This is a genomic window from Campylobacter sp. BCW_6465 (assembly GCF_001762815.1).
Lineage (GTDB): Bacteria > Campylobacterota > Campylobacteria > Campylobacterales > Campylobacteraceae > Campylobacter_D > Campylobacter_D jejuni.
Genome location: NZ_MJXN01000025.1, coordinates 22,547 through 40,699, shown reverse-complemented (window position 1 = coordinate 40,699; position 18,153 = coordinate 22,547). Strand labels below are relative to the sequence as shown.

Sequence of the window (18,153 nt, the reverse complement as noted above, 5' to 3'; positions counted from 1 at the left end):
TTTTTTATTCTATATTGAAAACATTTTTTAATTAATTTTAAAATTTTCTATTTTGGCGATAACTTTTTGTATGATCCAATCAGGAGTACTAGCGCCTGCGCTAATACCACAATGTTTTTTATCTAAAAACCATTCTTTTTTTAACTCTTCTTCGGTTTCAATTAGATAACTATCTTCACAATTGGTTTTTGCAATCAAAAAAAGTTGTTTTGTATTGGCTGAGTTTTTACCCCCTACAACAACCATAACATCACTTTTAAGCGAGAGTTCTTTAATAGCATCTTGATTTTTAAAGGTTGCATCACATATAGTATTAAAAACTCTTACTTCTTTGGTTTTAAGTATTAAAAAATTTACTATCTCCATAAAATGTTCAGGCTTCTTAGTTGTTTGGCTTACTACAGCTATTTTATTAGGAAGTTTTATATGTTGAAGCTCTTTTTTATCCAAAACTACATAAGCTTTTGTGCTTACATAACTTTTTACTCCTTTAACTTCGGGATGATTTTCATCTCCAAAAATAACAACTTCATAACCCTCCTTGCTCATTTGCTCGCAAATTTGTTGTGGCTTTGTAACAAAAGGACAAGTGGCATCAAAAATTTCTATATCTTTTTTTCTCAATTCTTCTAAATCTTGCTTTGTAATACCATGAGTTCTTATAATAGCCTTTTTTTCATTGCTTAAAGCTTTTATATTTTCCAAAGTTTTGACATTAAAATTTTTTTGTAAACGAGAAATTTCTTCGTTATTATGAATAAGAGGACCTATAGTTGCGGCATCTTTTATTTGTTCTGCTTTTTTAATAGCTCTTTTAACACCAAAACAAAAACCATAGTTTTTTGCTAATTCAATAATCAATCCTAGCTCCTAAATTTGATAAAATCTCTATAAAATTTGGAAAAGAAGTTTTTATACAATCACTATCATCAATCTCAACTCCACAAAGCAAACCTAAAATAGCAAAACTCATAGCAATACGGTGATCTCCATAGCTTTTAATTTTTGAAGATTTTAGTTCGCATCCACCTTCTATTTCAAAACCATCATCAAGTTCTCTAGCTTCAACACCACAAAGCTTTAGATTTTCAACCATCGCAGTAATTCTATCGCTTTCTTTAACGCGTAATTCTTTAGCATTTATTAAACTAGATTTACCCTTAGCCAAAGCAAAAGCTATAGCCAAAGCAGGCGCTTCATCTATCAACCAAGCGATATTATCTTTAACTTCTATGCCATTAAGCTTGCTAGACTCCACCCTGATCTCACCAATAGTTTCAAAATCATTTTGAGTTATTGTCATTTCAAGTTTGGCGCCCATTTTTTGCAAAATTTTATACGCCTCTATACGAGTAGGATTAAGTAAAATATTTTTTAAAATAATTTGAGATTTAGGCAAAATAATAGCTGCTAAAACAAAATAAAAAGCCGAAGAAGGATCATTAGGAATGATTATATTTTGAGCTTTTAAAGGTTTTTTTAAAGGACTTATTTCAAGACTTAAGCCATCATTACTAACCCTTATTGGAGCTTTCATAGCCTTTAGCATGTTTTCACTATGATTTCGACTAAGAGAAATTTCACTAAAAGTGCATATATTATCAGCTCTAAAAGCAGATAAAATCATAGCTGTTTTAACTTGAGCTGAAGAAATTTCGCTTTTATAGTTAAAAGCTTTTAATTTTTGACCTTCTATACAAAGTGGAGCTAAATTTGCCTCATTTCTTCCATAAATTCTAGCGCCTATTTGAGTAAGTGGTTTGCTTATCCTTCTCATAGGACGATTGTTTAAATACTTATCTCCACTCAAAATAAAAAAACCAGAAATTCCTGCTAAAAATCCTATCATCAAACGCATAGCGGTTCCTGAATTTCCACAGTCTAAAATACAATTTGGAGATAAAATTTCTTTAGGGGGTATAATTTTGACGCAAGAATCTTTTTGTTCAATTTTAGCTCCAAGATTTTTTATAATTTCAAGAGTGTTTAAAGTATCTTGAGCTAAGAGATAATTTTGAGCCTTATTTTCTTCTTGTGTTAAAAGCGAAAATATAGCAAAACGATGAGATATGCTTTTATCTGCTGCTATATTTTCAAGTATAGCATTTATAGAGGTTTGCAATTTGTAAATTTTCATCTTAAATCAAGACCTAAATTTTTAAGAGTATTTAAAATTTTACCCATGCATTCATTTACTTGATTATCTTCTAGAGTTTTATTTATATCTCTAAAAGAAAAACTCATAGTAATGCTATAAAATTCTTTAAGGTTTTCATCACTATAAATATCAACTAAACGAAAATTTTCAAGTATTTCTAAATTCAATTCTTCGATACAATTTTTAATCTGATTGTATTCAAAACCTTTAGGTATTAACACGCTAAGATCTCTAGTGATAGCTGGGAATTTGGAGTAAGGCTTAGCTATTTTAAAATCTTGCTTAATTAAATCTAAATCAAGTTCGCAAATATATGTTTTTGGCAAATCCCTCTCATTTTCTATTTTTAAATGCAAACGGCCTATAAAACCTACTTTAATATCCGATAGATAAATATCTGCTTGTTCATAAGGGCTTAAAATATTATATTTTGATGATTTTAGTTTAAAATCGCCTATAATATTTTTAATGTCTAAAAGAAAATCATAAAATTGCACCGATTCAGGTTTTGCCTTATTAGAAATTTTAGCTTCTTCTTTTAAGCCAGAATGGATAAATGCGATACGATTTAATTCTTGATTATTGACATTGAAAACAACCCCTAGTTCAAAAAGTTTAATAATTTTTTTAGAATTTTTTGCATTTAAACTTGCTGCATTCAATAAATGATTTAAAAGGGTTGTTCTTAAAGTATTAAGTTCTGCTGTAATTGGATTGATTAGTTTTAATTTAACAGAATCAAAACCCAATTTTTTAAGTTCTTTTTCATTGTCTAAAACATAATGTAAGCTTTCAAAATAACCACTAGCTACTGCTCTTTTCCTTAAATTCAAAAACTCAATATAATTTTTATATGCAGAATTTAAACGATTTTTTTCTATAAATTCTAAACCCTTAGAAGCAATATTATCAATACCTATAATTCTTACAACTTCCTCGCAAATATCTGATAAATTTTTAATATCAGGACGATGTAAAGGTACTTTAACATTTATAAGCCCTTCACCTGAAAGTATGAGCTCAAAACCTAATTTCTTCAATATTTTTAATACTTCATCTTTATCAACATTTTGCCCTATTATATCGCCAATACTTTCAATACTTATTGGTATGATTGGTAATTCTTTATTGGTTAAAATTTGTTGAGAAGAACTATAAATAACAAGATTTGGAATCTGCTCAAAAATACTAAGCAAAAAATCCATTCCTAAATTTAATTTAGGTTCACTTCCCCTAAAACTTCTATAAAGCATTTTTTCATCTTGATCTTTATGATATATTTTAGCATCTGCAATTACCAATGGATCGGTATAATTAGCCTCAATAATAATTATTTTAGAATCATCTTTACATCTACTTTCATTATTTTGGAAAATTCCGCTAAAGCTTAAAAGTTTATCTTTGTAAGATACTTTTGTTTCTCCATGCATTTGCTTGCTTAAATTGATGGTAAATTCTTCATCTTTTTCAGAAAAACCACTTAAATCATAAGCATTAAAAAGAACACCAGTTGAATGCGTTGCATAATTTAATAAATTTTCTATGGAATTTTTTCCCAAACCTTCAATTTGAGCAAGTCTTAAACTAAGCAATAAATTTGTTTGAATTTCTTCTTTTAGCTCTATAGCTCGATAATTATAAAGTCCGTTAAGTTCTTTCTCAGCTGCTAAGCGCAAAATTCTACCGATACCCAAAACATTTTCACTTTCTTTGAATGGTTTTGGTTCTTTTAAATTTAAATTTAAAGCTGTAGCTAAATCACGAGCAATACCATAAATACTTAAACAATCACCCCTATTAGGAGTAAGCTCTACTTCTATTAGCTCATCATTAAAAATTTCATAAGTATTTAAAGCTCTCCCAAGTTCTAATTTCCCTATACTCTCATCTAAAAGCATAATTCCTTCATTGATTTTTTCAAAACCCAATTCTAAACTAGAACAAAGCATACCACAAGAATCCACTCCTCGTAATTTTGCTTCTTTTATTTCCATACCGTTTGGCATGATAGCACCTTTAGTTGCAACAGCTACAAATTGTCCTACATCAACATTCGCAGCACCGCAGACAATTTGCAAGGTTTCACTTCCGATATCAACTTGACAAATGCTTAATTTATCTGAATTTTCATGTTTAATTTTTTCCTTAACATAGCCTACAACAACTTTATCTGGAGCCTTTAAAACGCCAACCCTATCAACTTCTATACCTATAGAATTTAAAGTTTTAGCTATTTTATCTGAACTTATTTCTTCAAGTTCTAACCAATCATTCAACCAACTTTTAGTAATTATCATCTAAACTGCTCCAATAATCTTAAATCACCTTCAAATAAAGATCTTAAATCTGGAATTTGATGCAAAAGCATTGCAAAACGCTCTACTCCTAATCCAAAAGCATAGCCACTTACATTTTCATAACCAACAAAATTATAAACATTAGGATCAACTATTCCACATCCTAAAACTTCGAGCCAACCTGTATGTTTGCAAACTCTACAACCCTTTCCTTTGCAAAATACACAAGAAATATCAACTTCAGCAGAAGGTTCTGTAAATGGGAAAAAACTTGGACGAAAACGAACTTTCACATCTCCAAACATATAACGCAAAAAATCTTCCAATACACTTTTTAAATTTGCAAAGCTAACCTTTTGCCCTTCTTCCACTACAAGGCCTTCAACTTGATGAAACATAGGAGTATGCGTAATATCAAAATCTCTTCTAAATACAGCACCAGGGGCTATCATCCTAATAGGAGGTTTTTGTGCAAGCATTGTCCGTATTTGCACTGGCGAAGTTTGTGTTCTTAAAAGCCTTTTATCATCAAAATAAAAGGTATCTTGCATATCTCTTGCAGGGTGAGATTTAGGTAAATTCAACGCTTCAAAATTATGAAAGTCATCTTCTATTAAAGGCCCTTTTTCTATGCTAAAATTCAAAGCTATAAAATACTCTATGATTTTATCCATGGTGCTCATAACAGGATGCAAGGCACCTGTTGTAATACTTTCATCAAAATAGTTAAAATTTAAAGCATCTTGTTTCATTCTTTCTTCTAAAGCAAGATTTTCCAAATCTTTAAATTTAGCTAAATAAGCCTCATTAAATATTTCTTTTTGTGCATTTAGTTTAGCAGCAAATTCTTTTTTCGCCTCATCTTCTAACTCTTTAAGCTTTGTAAAGCCTTCTGTTAAAATACCTTTTTTTCCAAGAACGGAAATCCTAATGGCTTCCAAATCATTTAAATTCTCACATTTTTGAATCTGTTCTATAAAATTTTGCAATTTTCTTACCTTAAAATAAAATATTTCAAGTTCTAATTCTATTAAAAACTATTTTAAATTCAGCATAAAAACCAAACTTTAAAGATATAATTGTATCAAACCAACAATAAAAAAGGATAAATAATGCAAGAAAAAACAATTTTTGAACTCATAGTTGAAGGTAAACTTCCATGCAATAAAGTGCTTGAAAGTGACGATTTTCTAGCATTTCATGATATTGCACCCAAAGCACCCATACATATACTTATAATCCCTAAAAAACATTTTAAAGACTTTCAAGAATTTGATCCTGAACTTATGGCCAAAATGACAAGTTTTATACAAGAACTAGCTGTTCTTTTAGGCGTAGATAAAAGTGGATATCGCTTGGTAACAAACTGTGGAAAAAATAGCGGACAAGAAGTTTTTCATTTGCATTTTCATATGCTTGGAGGTTTTGAACTGCCTAAGGAAAAAACAAAAAAAGAAAATCCTCAAGCTTTATTTTAATTTAAATGGTAGAAAAACTACCATTTAAATTATTTTGTCAGAGGTAGCAACATTCCCTCGTATAATTTTTGATAAATTTCATCACCGCATAACTTTTTAGCTAGTTCTAAACCAAAAAGAATTGCCGTAGCTGGACCTGCTGAAGTTATAACATTTTTATTTACAACTACAGCCTTATTAACACGATTTCCATTAAGTCCAACTTCACAACTAGGATAGCAAGCAAACTCGCCCTCTAAAACACCTGCTTCATTTAAGACTATAGGAGAAGCACAGATTGCGGCAACAATTTTATTGTTGCTATGAAGTTGTTTAATGATATTTAAAATAATATTTGAATTCTTAAGATTCATCATACCTTCAAAGCCACCCGCCAAAGCAATGGCATCTAAATTTTCTATATCAACATCCTCTATAGAACAATCTGCTTTTATACTAATGCCATTAGCACCCTTTACTAATAACTCACTATTTAGCGAAGCTATAACAACTTCCAAATCCGGATTTAATTCTCTTGCTCGTTTTAAAACATCTGCAATTCCTATAAATTCAGCTTCTTCAAAACCTTGAGCCAATGGAATTAATACTTTTTTACTCATTTTGTTCTCCTTTTTTATATTTTTTAAATCTTTCTTCTCTTTCTTTGTTTTTTTGCATCATTTGATGATTGAATCCTATGACCAAAACAATCATTAAAAACACAAAAATAACTATTAGAATGAAATCTAAAATTTCCATAAATACAACCTTATTTTTGGGAAATTCTAACACATTTTTTTAAATCTTTAGAGAAAATTCAAAGATATTTCTATAAAATCTTTTTTTAAATAATTTCTCTGAAAAGGTTTACAAATTGAATCAGAAAAATATAAGAATTTTTGTTTTTTTTGTTATTATTATTTTATGGGGCTATTTTTCTTTCCCGATAGAAATATTAAAAATTCAAGATCCTAGTGGAGTTGTAAGCTATGGCTATACAGAAAATGCAAAAGCTTATTTAAAAAGTTATCTTATTACGCTTTTATTAACTGCTTGTGCTGTTATTATCGGAGTGATTATTGGTTTTAGCTTAGCTATTTTACGCTTCTCTAAATTTAAAACACTTAATTTTATTATAGATGAATATATAGACATTATACGAGGAACACCAGTAATTTTACAATTGATGATTTTTGCTTTTGTAATTTTTACTTTTATAGATAACCTTTATGCAGCCATTCTTGCACTAGGACTTAATAGCTCGGCTTATATAGCAGAAATTGTAAGAAGTGGCATTAATAGTGTGGATAAAGGACAAATGGAAGCTGCAAGAGCAATGGGACTTGATTACAAAACTTCAATGAAAGAAATTATTCTTCCTCAGGCTACTAAAAACATTCTACCTGCATTAGCTAATGAATTTATTTCTTTATTTAAGGAAACTTCTGTTGTAGGATTTATTAGTGTTGTTGATATTACCATGCAAAGTCAAAGCTTGCAAGCCGTACTTTACAATCCAAAACCTATTATTTTCACTGGACTTGTTTATTACGTAAGTGTAAAAATTTTTAGTTATTTTGCAAAAAAACTTGAACTTAGGATGAATAAAAATGATTGAAGTTAAAAATTTACAAAAAAAATATGGAGAATTAGAAGTTTTAAAAAATATTAACACTACAATCTCAAAAGGCGATGTAATAGCTATCATAGGTCCAAGTGGAGGAGGAAAAAGTACATTTTTACGCTGCATCAATCGCTTAGAAGTAGCTGATAGTGGGGAAATTTTAATCAATAAGCAAAACATACTTGATAAAGAAATTGATATTAATAAGATCAGGCAAAAAGTTAGCATGGTATTTCAGCATTTTAATCTTTTTGCTAATAAAAATGTTATGGAAAATTTATGTTTAACGCCCATTAAAACAGGAATTTTAAGTCAAGAAGAAGCCATAAAAAAAGCAAAAATACTTCTTGCTAAGGTGGGTTTAGCAGACAAAGAAAATATAATGCCCCATAAGCTCTCTGGTGGACAAAAACAACGCATAGCTATTGCTAGAAGCTTGATGATGAATCCTGATGTTATTTTATTTGATGAGCCTACTTCAGCTCTAGATCCTGAAATGATAGGCGAGGTTCTAAGCATTATGAAAGATGTTGCAAAAGAAGGTTTAACTATGCTTGTGGTAACCCATGAAATGGGTTTTGCTAGAAATGTTGCCAATCGTATATTTTTTATGGATAAAGGAAAAATTGCTGTTGATGCAAGCCCTAAAGAAGTATTTGAAAATCCTAGCAATGAAAGATTGAGAGAATTTTTAAACAAGGTTTTAAATCATTCATAAGCCATTAAGGCTTATGAATTTTAATCCCAACATTCAGCGTTTTTAATTCCAAGTTTACTAGCGTTAAATTTAGGATCTATACCAGATTTTTGTTGCGTATTAAAATCTTTTAAAACTTTATTTACTATACCACCTAAAAGCAATAAAGATATAATATTTGTCGTTGCCATGAAAGCCATAGTCAAATCAGCCAAATTCCAAGCAAGTTTTAAATTCATTTGCGAGCCTATAAAAATCATAGCTACAGCTGTAATTCTAAACAAATTCATTACAAATTTGGAATTTGTTAAATATTTAACATTAGCTTGAGCATAATAATAATTTCCTATTAAAGAAGTTATTGCAAAAAGAACAATAGCTATAGTAATAAAATGGATTCCAAAGCTACCATAATACTCACGCATAGCTTCTTGAACTAAAGGCATTCCACCATCGATTTTACTTTCTCCAAGTCCTAAATATGCCATAGAAAAAAGAACTAAAAATCCAGAACTTGTACAAACAACAACATCAATTAAAACTGAAAAGGCTTGTATAACACCTTGTTTAGCTGGATGACTTGTCAAAGCTGCTGCAGCTGCATTAGGTGCCGAGCCCATACCTGCTTCATTTGAAAAAAGTCCTCTTTTAATCCCTATAACTAAAGCAGAACCAGCAAAACCACCAAAAATCGCTTTAAAATCAAAAGCACTTTGTAAAATCATATGAACCACAGAAGGAATTTTATCAAAATTCATTAAAACAGCAATCACGGCAAGTAAAACATAAGCTAAAGCCATAAAAGGAACAATTAAAGAACTAATTTTACCTATTTTAGTATGGTGAGAAAAAAACATCCATGCACCAAAAATAGTTAAAACAATACCAATAATCATTGGCCAAGAACTTGATGCAAAATCTACAGCAGCATTTGGATTAAACATATCATAATAAACTTTAAAAGACGAAGTCATTGTTTGACTTTGAAGTCCGTTAAATCCATAAGCATAAGTAATAATAAGAATAAAAGCAAAAAAAGCTCCAAAAAAATGTGAGCCTAAGGCTTTTTTTATATAATAAGCTGGACCACCTTTAAACCCGCCTGTATCATCTTTTGATTTGTAAACTTGAGCTAAGGTACTTTCAGCAAATGCTGAGGCACCACCAAAAAATGCCATAACCCACATCCAAAATAAAGCACCAGCTCCACCTGTAGCCAATGCCAAAGAAATTCCAGCGATATTTCCTATACCAACTCTAGAAGCAGTTGAGATCATCAATGCTTGAAAAGGTGAAATATGTTCTTTAGTGTGTCCTTCGTTTTTTTCTGTAAGAATTTTAAATACAGAACTCAACATACGAAACTGAACAAAGCGAGTTAAAAAACTATAATAAAGCCCACAAACAATAAGTAAAACTACCATAATAATGTCTGTATTTGGGACAATCTTATTAGCTATAATATCAGACGCTTTATTGGCAAAATCTAGTATAATATCTAAATTCATCCAAACTCCTCAAAAAATAATCTAAATTTTACTTTAACATAATTTTTATAAAAAGGACTTTATGATTTTATTTGTTTTAAGTTATTGTGTAAATTTGAAACTTTTAAGAAACAAAATTGCTAAAATTTTGTCTTAAAGCTTCATAAGAGATTATACCAACGCTTGTAGCTAAATTTAAACTTCTTCCATAAGATTTCATAGGTATAGTTATAGCATTTTCCCAATTTAATTGCATTAATTCCATAGGTAAGCCATAACTCTCACTTCCAAAGAATAAGAAATCATTTTTTTGAAATTCTGCATCAAAATAAGCTTTTTGACTCTTAGTTGTTGCGAAAAAAAAGCGATTTTTATAAATCATATTTTCATTTAAAAATTCTTCAAGATTCTCCCAAATAATAGGCTCTAATTTATCCCAGTAATCAAGTCCTGCTCTTCTAACAGCCTTTTGAGAAATATCAAAAACAGTTGGTTTAACAATATGAAGTTTAAAACCAGCATTAAAACACATTCTACCTATACTACCTGTATTTTGCGGTATTCTAGGGTGAACTAAAACTATATTAAACATGTTTATACTAGAACTCTTTGAATGTTAGGGTTTAATTTTACTAAAATTTCATAGTTAATAGTATGAAAAAAATCAGCCCAAATATCAGCATCTTTAAACACGCAAATTTCCTCACCAGAATTTTCACAAGAAAAACTATCCATTGACATCTTTCCAAGTATTACTTTTCCATTTCCAAGCACTAACTCCCCTTTTCCATTGTAACGGAAAAGACCATCAGCATAACCCAAATCATAAGTTGCTACTTCCATATCCTTTGCAGCAGTAAAAATGCCTCCATATCCTATACTCTGTCCTTTTTGTAAAATCCTTTGACTTAATCTATGAGCATACAAACTTAAAACTCTTTTTAAATTTGATTCCCCATATCCAAATTGAACAAGCCCAACTCTACAATATTCATCTTCAGGAATTTTCCCTCTAAATAATGCTGCAGAATTATGCGAATGAAATAATAAATTTGAAAAATATTTTTTTACTATCTTTTTAGCTTTTTGAAAATTTTCTTTTTGAACAAAAAAACTTCCATCCATTTCATCTGCACTAGCAAAATGTGTAAACATTCCAGTAAGTTTTAAATCACTACTTCGAATAAGATTTATAGCATGCTCTAAATTTTCTACACAAATTCCGTTGCGATGCATGCCTGTATCTATTTTTAGATGTATTTTTATATCTTGCTTGTATTTTTTTACTTGGGAAATATCATTTAAAGCATAAATAAATCGAGAATTTTCATTACCATGAGGACGATGTGATAGTATTAATATATTCTCAAAAAATTCTTCGATTTCTTGAGCTTCTTCTTCACTCTTAACAGCAACAAAAGAAACTCCTAAATTTTTGGCTAATGGAGCTAAAAGCTTAGCTCCATGTCCATATGCATTATCTTTAAAAACGCAAATTAATCTTTGAAAACTCCCTATTTTTTTAGCAATATGTCTTAAATTATATTCATAAGCTTTTTGATCAATTTTTATTAAAGACATTTATTGCTCTGCTAAAATTTTCATTTTACCTTTACTATCTATCTTAACGTATAAAATTTTATCGCCTCTAAACTGATAGTTTTTAGTGTAATAATCCTCATAAAATGAAATTCTATACATAGTTTCATTTTCTAAATTCGGATAAGGGCTGATATTAATATCTGAAAATTTAATCTTTTTATCTTCTTTACGAGAAAAAATAGATTTTTTCATGGAAGCAAACTGTTCAAATTTCATTTTATCAAAACGTTTAAATTCTTGCTCATCATAAAAACTTAAATAGGTATTAGTATCACTATTTGTCCAAGCTAGTTTCCATGTAAAAAGATCAGCCAATAAACTAGCTATTTGATCCTTTTTAGCTCTAATTTTTTCTTTTTCTTCTGTCATAACAAAAACTTTTTTGTCTTGCACAACTTGTGCAAATTTCTCCAAATTGTTATTAAATAAAGCAATACACCCTCTTGTTTTAAATTCATCAAGTCTAGAACCATCTAAAGGATAGCCATGGATCCAAATACCACCACCTGTTTTTCCTTGTACTTTATCAAGTAAATTTGGATAAGTTGTAGCAAAAGCAAAGGGACCATAATAAGGATCACCTGGATTAAACTTACGACCTAGCTCATAAAAACCTACTGGCGTTTTCAAATCTCCTTCTATTTTTTTATCGCCCATTAATCCAGTTATTATTTCTTTTTGTTCAAAATCTTTTCTTATTTTTCCATCCTCGTAAGAATAAACACGGAGAATTTTATCTGTTTTATTTGCAAGCACGATAGCAACATTATCATCATAATATCCGAGTGAAATATTTTTATCTCCTATTTCACTTAACCAAAAATCCTTTTGAGTTAATTCTTTTTCAATCGCTACGCCAACAGCATCTAACCCTTGATTAAGATAAATTTTAACAAGATCTGAGGCATGCAACATCAATGAAGAAAGTGTAATTAATAAAGTAAGTCGTTTTAACAATGTTTTTCCTTAGGTATTTCAAAATTTTTTAAGTCAAAAATGTTTGTGATTATAATATTTTTTTTCTTAAAAAATATTAATTATATTAATAATGCGACCTTATTTATGATATAATTTTTATAAATCATAAAGGCTTGTTTTAAAAGGTTGTCTATAGTGGTAAGAAATTTTTATAGAAATATCTTTTTAGGCATTTTGTTTTTAGCTTTTTATGCATTATATGATAAAAAGAAAGTATATTTAGCTTAAATACATGCCAAGATCTAGCTTGTGACTTAAATTTACAAGATTGTGTTTTTTCTTTTAATAAAAAAATATTGAAGTTTCAGCCTACCCAAAACCTATAAAAATTTTCAATAAAACTACTATAAAAATTAAAAATTCTCCTCATTATTCTAATTTAAAGATTAAAATTTATAGTTTAAATTCCTAATATAGGCGATATCATTCCTAAAAAATTTATATAGTTAATGGTGATATTCTTATAAATTTTATAGTATAGAAGTATTACCAATGATTCTAGATTTAGGGTTGAATTTTTATCCAGCTGGTTTTTTCTTTGATTGTGATGTTACTATGCAAAAAATTTTCAAACAGGTAATACACATTGAAAGATTTTAAAAAATTTATATTCAAATAAAAATATTTTTTGATATAATGAACAAATATTTAATATTATAAAAATAAGGATGCAAATATGAAAAAAATTCTTCTCTTAGGCGCTCTTTTTGCTGTAAATCTTTGGGCTGTTAATGATATAGAGGTAAAAAATGCTTTTGTAAAACAAACTCCACCTCATGCGAAAAATAGTGCTATTTTTCTTACCATTTTTAATAATACTGATAAAGATATTGCTTTAATAGGCGTCAAAAGCGATATCAGTGAAGCAAGTGAACTGCATACACATATACACAAAGATGGAAAAATGATGATGCAAAAAATTCCTGAAATTATTATAAAAGCTCATTCAAGCACAGAGCTTAAATCAGGAGGTTACCATATAATGCTTTTAAAACTAAAAAAACCTATTATTAAAGATATGAAGGTAAATTTAGATTTAAAATTTAATAATCACAAAACCATAGAGTTAAAAAATATTGATTCTAAAGAATTCTAATTAATGAGAAAAATTATTTTTATCCTAGCTTTTGCTTTTGTTATTGCTACTTTATATATTATTTTTGATTTTTATATAATAAAAGATTCTCAAAAAATAACAAAAGCTGATTTTTCCACCCCATTGACTTGCGATCTTAATGTTAAAGACTGCACATATAGTTTTAATAATAAAGAAGTCTTAATTTCCCTAAATCCTAAACCCTTACAATCTTTAGATGTTACAAATCTAAAGATTGTAAATCTAGGAAATTATAACAACTTAGGAATTAAAATTTATGGATTAAATATGTATATGGGTGAAATTAAGCCTAAAATACATCGATTAAATTCAACAGACTATGAAAGCAAAATAGTTCTTGCTACTTGTGTTTTAGATACTATGCGTTTTAGGGTAGAATTTATGGATAATAATAAACCCATAGGGTTTTATTTTGATTTTGAGCTAAAAAAATGAAAAAAAATATTATTTTATTTATAGTTATAGTTGCCATTATTTTAGGTGTAATATTTTTTATTAAAAATCATCAAAATTCTTATGATTTTATCTTGAAATCAGATTTAAAAGAGGAAGCCACCCTAAAAGATTTTAAAGGAGATAAGCTTATTATCTATTTTGGATACACTTATTGCCCTGATGTTTGTCCGGCAACTCTTAGTTTAGTAGGCAAAGCCTTAAAGCAAATCAATAATCCTAAGGCTCACCTTCTTTTTATTTCTTTAGATCTAAATAGAGATAATAACTTAAGTAATACAAACGAATGGTTACGATACTTTTACCCAAAAGCAGATGCTTTAATTGCAAAAGATGAAAAAACTCTTCAAAAAATAACAAAACAATATAATATTCAATATCAAAAAATAGATCTAAATGATTCTTTTATGGGTTATTCTATAGCACATAGCAATATGCTTTATCTTATTGATGAAAAAGGTCATTTTTATAAAGAAATTAGCGATTTAAATCCACAAGAAATTTTAAGAGAACTTAGAATTTTTCTAAATTCTCAATAATCATACTTAAGCAAAAAGATCAGTTGAGAGGTATCTTTCAGCCGTATCGTTTAGCATAGTTAAAATTCTTTTATCTGGAAATTTCTTTGCTAGCATACTTGCGGCAAATACATTTGCTCCACTTGATATACCTACCATTAAACCACTTTTGGCAAGTTCTTTGGCTGTATTTATAGCATCTTCATTACTTACCGTGATCACTTCATCTATAACTTCTTTATTTAAAATAGCAGGTATAAAATTCGCCCCTATTCCTTGTATTTTATGGCTTCCCGCTTCACCTTTGCTAAGCAATGGAGAATTTAGAGGCTCGACTCCAACAATATGCACTTTTTCTAATTTTTCTTTTAGTATTTCCCCAACTCCACTAATAGTACCGCCAGTTCCAAAACCAGCTACAAAAATATCAAGTTTATTATCCAAATCTCTTAAAATTTCTAAAGCCGTATTCTTACGATGCGCATTTTTATTTGAAATATTTTCAAATTGAGAAATCATAAAAGAATTTGGAGTATTTAACAATATTTCATTTGCTTTATCAACCGCTCCTTTCATTCCTAAATTTGCAGGAGTTAATTCTAACCTAGCGCCAAAGAGTGTTATCATTTTTCTTCTTTCTAAACTCATAGATTCAGGCATTACAGCAATAAATTTAAGTCCCAAATCTGCACAAATCATAGCCAAAGAAATTCCAGTATTCCCACTAGTTGCTTCAACTATTGTAGTATCTTGATTAATTTTTTTACTATCTAAAGCATCTTTAATCATTTCAAAAGCTGCTCTATCTTTTATAGAATGACTAGGATTTAAAAATTCGCATTTAGCAAAAACATTGATACCAAATTTTTTCAAATGTATAATGGGAGTATTTCCTATAAGCTCACTTACTTTTTCATGTACTTTCATAATTTTAATATCCTTTTTTATTTAATAATGATAGTTTTATAAAAGTTTAAAAAAATAAAGTAAATAAAAGATGCAAAATATCCGAATCAATCAAGAAAGAAGGCTAGAATTTATCTAGCCGAAGTTTTATTTTTTCTTTTTGTTGCTTGCTTTTGCAACAGCTTCTTTAAGGTTTTTACCTACCTTAAATTTTGCAACTCTTGTAGCAGGAACTTTAATTGTTTTTCCTGTGCTTGGTACTCTAGCTTCTCTAGCAGCTCTTTCTTGAGTTGAAAAAGTACCAAAACCAATAAAACTGATGCTATCACCTTTAGCTAAAACATCAGTAATAGTAGAAATAACTGCATCAGTAGCAGTAGTAGCGTCTTTTTTTGTTAGCCCAGCTGTTTGAGCAACTAATGAAATGAAATCTGCTTTAGTCATAAAAGCTCCTTTGTTTTAATTGAAACGCCTAATTTTAGCATATTTAAAAAACAATATCAAGTAAAAAACAGCTTTTTTTAAGTTTTTTTCAAAAAACTTTATTATTTTTTCTTATATCTTTCAAATTCTCCGCTATTATCAATTTCATTACCAATTTTCTCGTATAAATCATAATAAAATTTAACAAATTCTTTACACTTAGGCATAATAGGAAGAAAAATATCATCTTCAATTTCACAAAATCTACTTAAAAACTCTTTTGCATCAAGTCTTAAAGCATAGTGTTTTGCCAATTCATGATAATTTTTTAAAGTTAGTTCTTTAAATTTTTCATAATGCCCTAAATCAAAATTTATCTTCAAATTATTATTTTCAAAAATCAATACTTCACTTTCAAAAAGCAAACTAAGATGAATAAGTCCTTCTGTATAATAAGGTCTAACTTCATCAACCCTTTGCCAAGAAATAAGTCCAATAGCCCTTTTTATAAGTTCATGAAAAACAGGCATTATCAAGTCATCTTGTTCGTGATAAAAGAAATTTATAAGTCCACCTGTAGTAGCTTTATATTCTTCTATATTTTTAAAAAAACCACTCTGATTCATTGTTTTTTCAGTATCATTAGCAATAAAAAATATATGACCAAATTCATGGCCTATAGTTGATACTTCATAAACCCTTTTCCAAATTTTTTCCTGATAAAATAAAATATTTCTTCCAAAATCCAAAAATTCTTTATCAAAAATCTCGCTAGAAATTTTCATAAAAGGCTTTGTTTTAGCATTTTCATATACAAAATTTATAAAGGCAAATATTTTTTTGCCCGCCTTAGAACTTACAAACTCATCATTTGGAACGACTTGAGCTGAGAATAAACCTTTAAGTTCAGCACCATAAAATATCATCGGAGTGCAAATATAAAGTTGAGTTTTTTCTATATTAGATAAAACTTCTTTTTCTAATTCACAATCTTCAAGTCCTATATTTTTATAAACATGTTCAAAACTTTCCTTAATTTCACTACCAAATTTCAAAACATCAAAATCATTCTCATCTTCTATTCTTATATCCCATTCTAATGCCACCGCATGAGTATAATTATCTTCATAATATTCTAAAGGATGTCCCACTTGTAAAGGTGATTTTACTTTCATCCAAGCAAATTCAGCTTCTTGCCAAGCTTTTATAACCCTATCTTCATCTTTTTCGCAAAACGCCAATTTTAATTTTTCAAAATATTCTATATAAGCTTTTTCCTCTTCGTTGCTAGCAAATATTTTTAGTTGATCAATCATATTTTCAAAAGCAAATTCTAATTTTAAAATTTCATTCTCGAAAAATCTCGCATAAGGAACAAATTTCCATAAATTTCCTATTCTAACTAAAACACCATAGCTTCGCTCACAAATTTCTCCTTCTGAAGTTTTTTGATATAAACGATTTTTACGCAAAAATTCCATTGCATCATCTAAATTTGGAAATTGAGTAGATAAAATTTTATTATTTTTTTCTATAATTTCTTTAGTCCAAGAAATTTCAAAAATATTCATAATTAAACCTATATTATGCACTCCTTGTATTAAGGACTGATAAAAATTATTTAAAAGCTTTTTCTCTTTTATTTCATTAATTAAATTTTGATGTTCTTTTTCATAAAACTTTCTAATCTCTTCATAGAACTTATGTTTTAACTCTATAATCTTATCTTCCTTAAAGTTGTTTTTTTTCCACTCTTGAACTAAATTTTCTTCCTTTAAATCAACCAAACGCCTAAGTATGGCTAGCATAGTTGTTTTATCTTGTTTTAATTCGCTTAAAGAAATCAAAGATCTAAAATACTCACCCACATCTTCTTTGTCTAAAAACTCATATAACGCATTATTTCTTTCTTTGTATTTTCTAACCAATTTAGCTATTTCTTTAAAATTATTCATACTTTTATTCTCCTTTTTAACTTTTTTAATTATAATTCATTTTTTAAAATAAGGAGTAAAAATGAGAGATATGGGAGAACCAAAATTAAAAATTGTAGCCATGCCAAGCGATACAAATCCAGCAGGAAATATTTTTGGCGGATGGATACTTTCACAAATCGATTTAGCAGGAGCTATCGCAGCAAGAGAACTTTCTCCTGAACGCGTTGTAACCATCTCTATGGATAAAGTAGTTTTTAAAGAACCTGTTTTTATAGGTGATATAATTTCTTGTTACTCTAAAGTTGTAAATGTGGGCAACACTTCAATCAGCGTTGAAGTAGAAGTCACAGCTCAAAGAGTGGATTCTCAAGGTTGTACTTCTTGCATTAATGTAACTTCGGCTTTAGTAACTTACGTAAGTGTTACAAGAGATGGAAAGAAAAAGCCTATTACTGAAGAACTTAAAAGAATTCATGGCTTTTTAAATGCTTAAAGCTTA

At 28.8% G+C, this 18,153-nt stretch carries 20 protein-coding genes and 1 pseudogene; 8 read left to right on the top strand and 13 right to left on the bottom strand.

Going from position 1 to position 18,153, the window contains the following annotated elements; genetic code table 11:
- Positions 1 to 27 precede the first annotated feature (27 nt).
- Genes AJ886_RS02165 through pheS form a run of 4 tightly spaced genes read right to left on the bottom strand, consistent with a single transcriptional unit; the run spans position 28 to position 5,444 of the window.
- Positions 28 to 861: a 4-hydroxy-3-methylbut-2-enyl diphosphate reductase gene (locus AJ886_RS02165; RefSeq protein ID WP_002861592.1), complete on the bottom strand. Its 834-nt coding sequence runs from the start codon at positions 859 to 861 to the stop codon at positions 28 to 30.
- Positions 851 to 2,137: a 3-phosphoshikimate 1-carboxyvinyltransferase gene (gene aroA / locus AJ886_RS02160; protein WP_070239657.1), complete on the bottom strand. Its 1,287-nt coding sequence runs from the start codon at positions 2,135 to 2,137 to the stop codon at positions 851 to 853. Before aroA ends, AJ886_RS02165 begins: the two co-directional genes overlap by 11 nt.
- On the bottom strand, positions 2,134 to 4,455 hold the full coding sequence (gene pheT, locus AJ886_RS02155; protein ID WP_070261282.1) for a phenylalanine--tRNA ligase subunit beta: 2,322 nt from the start codon (positions 4,453 to 4,455) through the stop codon (positions 2,134 to 2,136). The genes aroA and pheT overlap by 4 nt, the downstream gene beginning before the upstream one ends.
- Complete coding sequence (pheS, locus tag AJ886_RS02150) at positions 4,452 to 5,444, bottom strand: phenylalanine--tRNA ligase subunit alpha (protein WP_002852567.1); 993 nt, start codon at positions 5,442 to 5,444, stop codon at positions 4,452 to 4,454. Before pheS ends, pheT begins: the two co-directional genes overlap by 4 nt.
- A 123-nt stretch (positions 5,445 to 5,567) precedes the next feature.
- Between pheS and AJ886_RS02145 the strand changes: the two genes are divergently transcribed.
- Positions 5,568 to 5,933 carry a histidine triad nucleotide-binding protein gene (locus AJ886_RS02145; RefSeq protein WP_002857192.1) on the top strand — a complete coding sequence of 122 codons (366 nt, stop codon included), beginning with the start codon at positions 5,568 to 5,570 and terminating at the stop codon, positions 5,931 to 5,933.
- A gap of 29 nt (positions 5,934 to 5,962) precedes the next feature.
- On the opposite strand, the gene AJ886_RS02140 is transcribed toward AJ886_RS02145, so the two are convergent.
- Together AJ886_RS02140 and AJ886_RS02135 are read right to left on the bottom strand one after the other, a co-directional pair.
- Positions 5,963 to 6,532 carry a DJ-1 family glyoxalase III gene (locus AJ886_RS02140; RefSeq protein ID WP_004305949.1) on the bottom strand — a complete coding sequence of 190 codons (570 nt, stop codon included), beginning with the start codon at positions 6,530 to 6,532 and terminating at the stop codon, positions 5,963 to 5,965.
- Positions 6,525 to 6,704 carry a hypothetical protein gene (locus AJ886_RS02135; RefSeq protein WP_010891894.1) on the bottom strand — a complete coding sequence of 60 codons (180 nt, stop codon included), beginning with the start codon at positions 6,702 to 6,704 and terminating at the stop codon, positions 6,525 to 6,527. Before AJ886_RS02135 ends, AJ886_RS02140 begins: the two co-directional genes overlap by 8 nt.
- An 82-nt stretch (positions 6,705 to 6,786) precedes the next feature.
- Between AJ886_RS02135 and AJ886_RS02130 the strand changes: the two genes are divergently transcribed.
- Together AJ886_RS02130 and AJ886_RS02125 are read left to right on the top strand one after the other, a co-directional pair.
- Positions 6,787 to 7,530 carry an amino acid ABC transporter permease gene (locus tag AJ886_RS02130; RefSeq protein WP_002861598.1) on the top strand — a complete coding sequence of 248 codons (744 nt, stop codon included), beginning with the start codon at positions 6,787 to 6,789 and terminating at the stop codon, positions 7,528 to 7,530.
- On the top strand, positions 7,523 to 8,254 hold the full coding sequence (locus AJ886_RS02125) for an amino acid ABC transporter ATP-binding protein (protein WP_002861599.1): 732 nt from the start codon (positions 7,523 to 7,525) through the stop codon (positions 8,252 to 8,254). Before AJ886_RS02130 ends, AJ886_RS02125 begins: the two co-directional genes overlap by 8 nt.
- A 20-nt stretch (positions 8,255 to 8,274) precedes the next feature.
- Here AJ886_RS02125 and AJ886_RS02120 read toward each other — a convergent pair whose 3' ends face one another.
- The 4 genes from AJ886_RS02120 to AJ886_RS02105 form a co-directional block, all read right to left on the bottom strand.
- A complete protein-coding gene (locus tag AJ886_RS02120; protein ID WP_002861600.1) occupies positions 8,275 to 9,741 on the bottom strand; it encodes an alanine/glycine:cation symporter family protein in 1,467 nt (488 codons plus the stop codon).
- A 103-nt stretch (positions 9,742 to 9,844) separates the two neighbouring features.
- Entirely contained in the window at positions 9,845 to 10,312 is a 468-nt protein-coding gene (locus tag AJ886_RS02115) for a tRNA (cytidine(34)-2'-O)-methyltransferase (protein ID WP_002921721.1), read from the bottom strand.
- Between the two features lie 2 nt (positions 10,313 to 10,314).
- A complete protein-coding gene (locus AJ886_RS02110) occupies positions 10,315 to 11,301 on the bottom strand; it encodes an alanine racemase (RefSeq protein ID WP_002861602.1) in 987 nt (328 codons plus the stop codon).
- The gene (locus AJ886_RS02105) at positions 11,302 to 12,279 is read right to left on the bottom strand and encodes a murein L,D-transpeptidase family protein (RefSeq protein ID WP_004305957.1); all 978 of its coding nucleotides are present in this window, start codon (positions 12,277 to 12,279) and stop codon (positions 11,302 to 11,304) included.
- 153 nt (positions 12,280 to 12,432) lie between these two features.
- On the opposite strand from AJ886_RS02105, the pseudogene AJ886_RS02100 reads away from it, so the two are divergent.
- The 4 genes and pseudogenes from AJ886_RS02100 (at position 12,433) to AJ886_RS02085 (ending at position 14,409) form a co-directional block, all read left to right on the top strand.
- Positions 12,433 to 12,890: pseudogene (locus tag AJ886_RS02100) on the top strand (hypothetical protein).
- 86 nt (positions 12,891 to 12,976) lie between these two features.
- Entirely contained in the window at positions 12,977 to 13,396 is a 420-nt protein-coding gene (locus tag AJ886_RS02095) for a copper chaperone PCu(A)C (RefSeq protein ID WP_053872822.1), read from the top strand.
- A gap of 3 nt (positions 13,397 to 13,399) precedes the next feature.
- Entirely contained in the window at positions 13,400 to 13,852 is a 453-nt protein-coding gene (locus AJ886_RS02090) for a hypothetical protein (RefSeq protein ID WP_053872823.1), read from the top strand.
- Positions 13,849 to 14,409 carry an SCO family protein gene (locus AJ886_RS02085; protein WP_070210066.1) on the top strand — a complete coding sequence of 187 codons (561 nt, stop codon included), beginning with the start codon at positions 13,849 to 13,851 and terminating at the stop codon, positions 14,407 to 14,409. The genes AJ886_RS02090 and AJ886_RS02085 overlap by 4 nt, the downstream gene beginning before the upstream one ends.
- Positions 14,410 to 14,415: 6 nt before the next feature.
- Here the strand turns inward: AJ886_RS02085 and cysM are convergent, their stop codons facing one another.
- The 3 genes from cysM to ciaB all read right to left on the bottom strand — a co-directional run bounded on the left by cysM (position 14,416) and on the right by ciaB (position 17,672).
- Entirely contained in the window at positions 14,416 to 15,315 is a 900-nt protein-coding gene (gene cysM, locus AJ886_RS02080; protein WP_070210065.1) for a cysteine synthase B, read from the bottom strand.
- Between the two features lie 126 nt (positions 15,316 to 15,441).
- Positions 15,442 to 15,738, bottom strand: a complete 297-nt coding sequence (locus AJ886_RS02075) for an HU family DNA-binding protein (protein ID WP_002861608.1) — start codon at positions 15,736 to 15,738, stop codon at positions 15,442 to 15,444.
- A 101-nt stretch (positions 15,739 to 15,839) separates the two neighbouring features.
- Positions 15,840 to 17,672: an invasion protein CiaB gene (gene ciaB / locus AJ886_RS02070; RefSeq protein WP_004305962.1), complete on the bottom strand. Its 1,833-nt coding sequence runs from the start codon at positions 17,670 to 17,672 to the stop codon at positions 15,840 to 15,842.
- Between the two features lie 61 nt (positions 17,673 to 17,733).
- On the opposite strand from ciaB, the gene AJ886_RS02065 reads away from it, so the two are divergent.
- A complete protein-coding gene (locus AJ886_RS02065) occupies positions 17,734 to 18,147 on the top strand; it encodes an acyl-CoA thioesterase (protein ID WP_052949397.1) in 414 nt (137 codons plus the stop codon).
- The last annotated feature ends 6 nt before the right edge of the window (positions 18,148 to 18,153 follow it).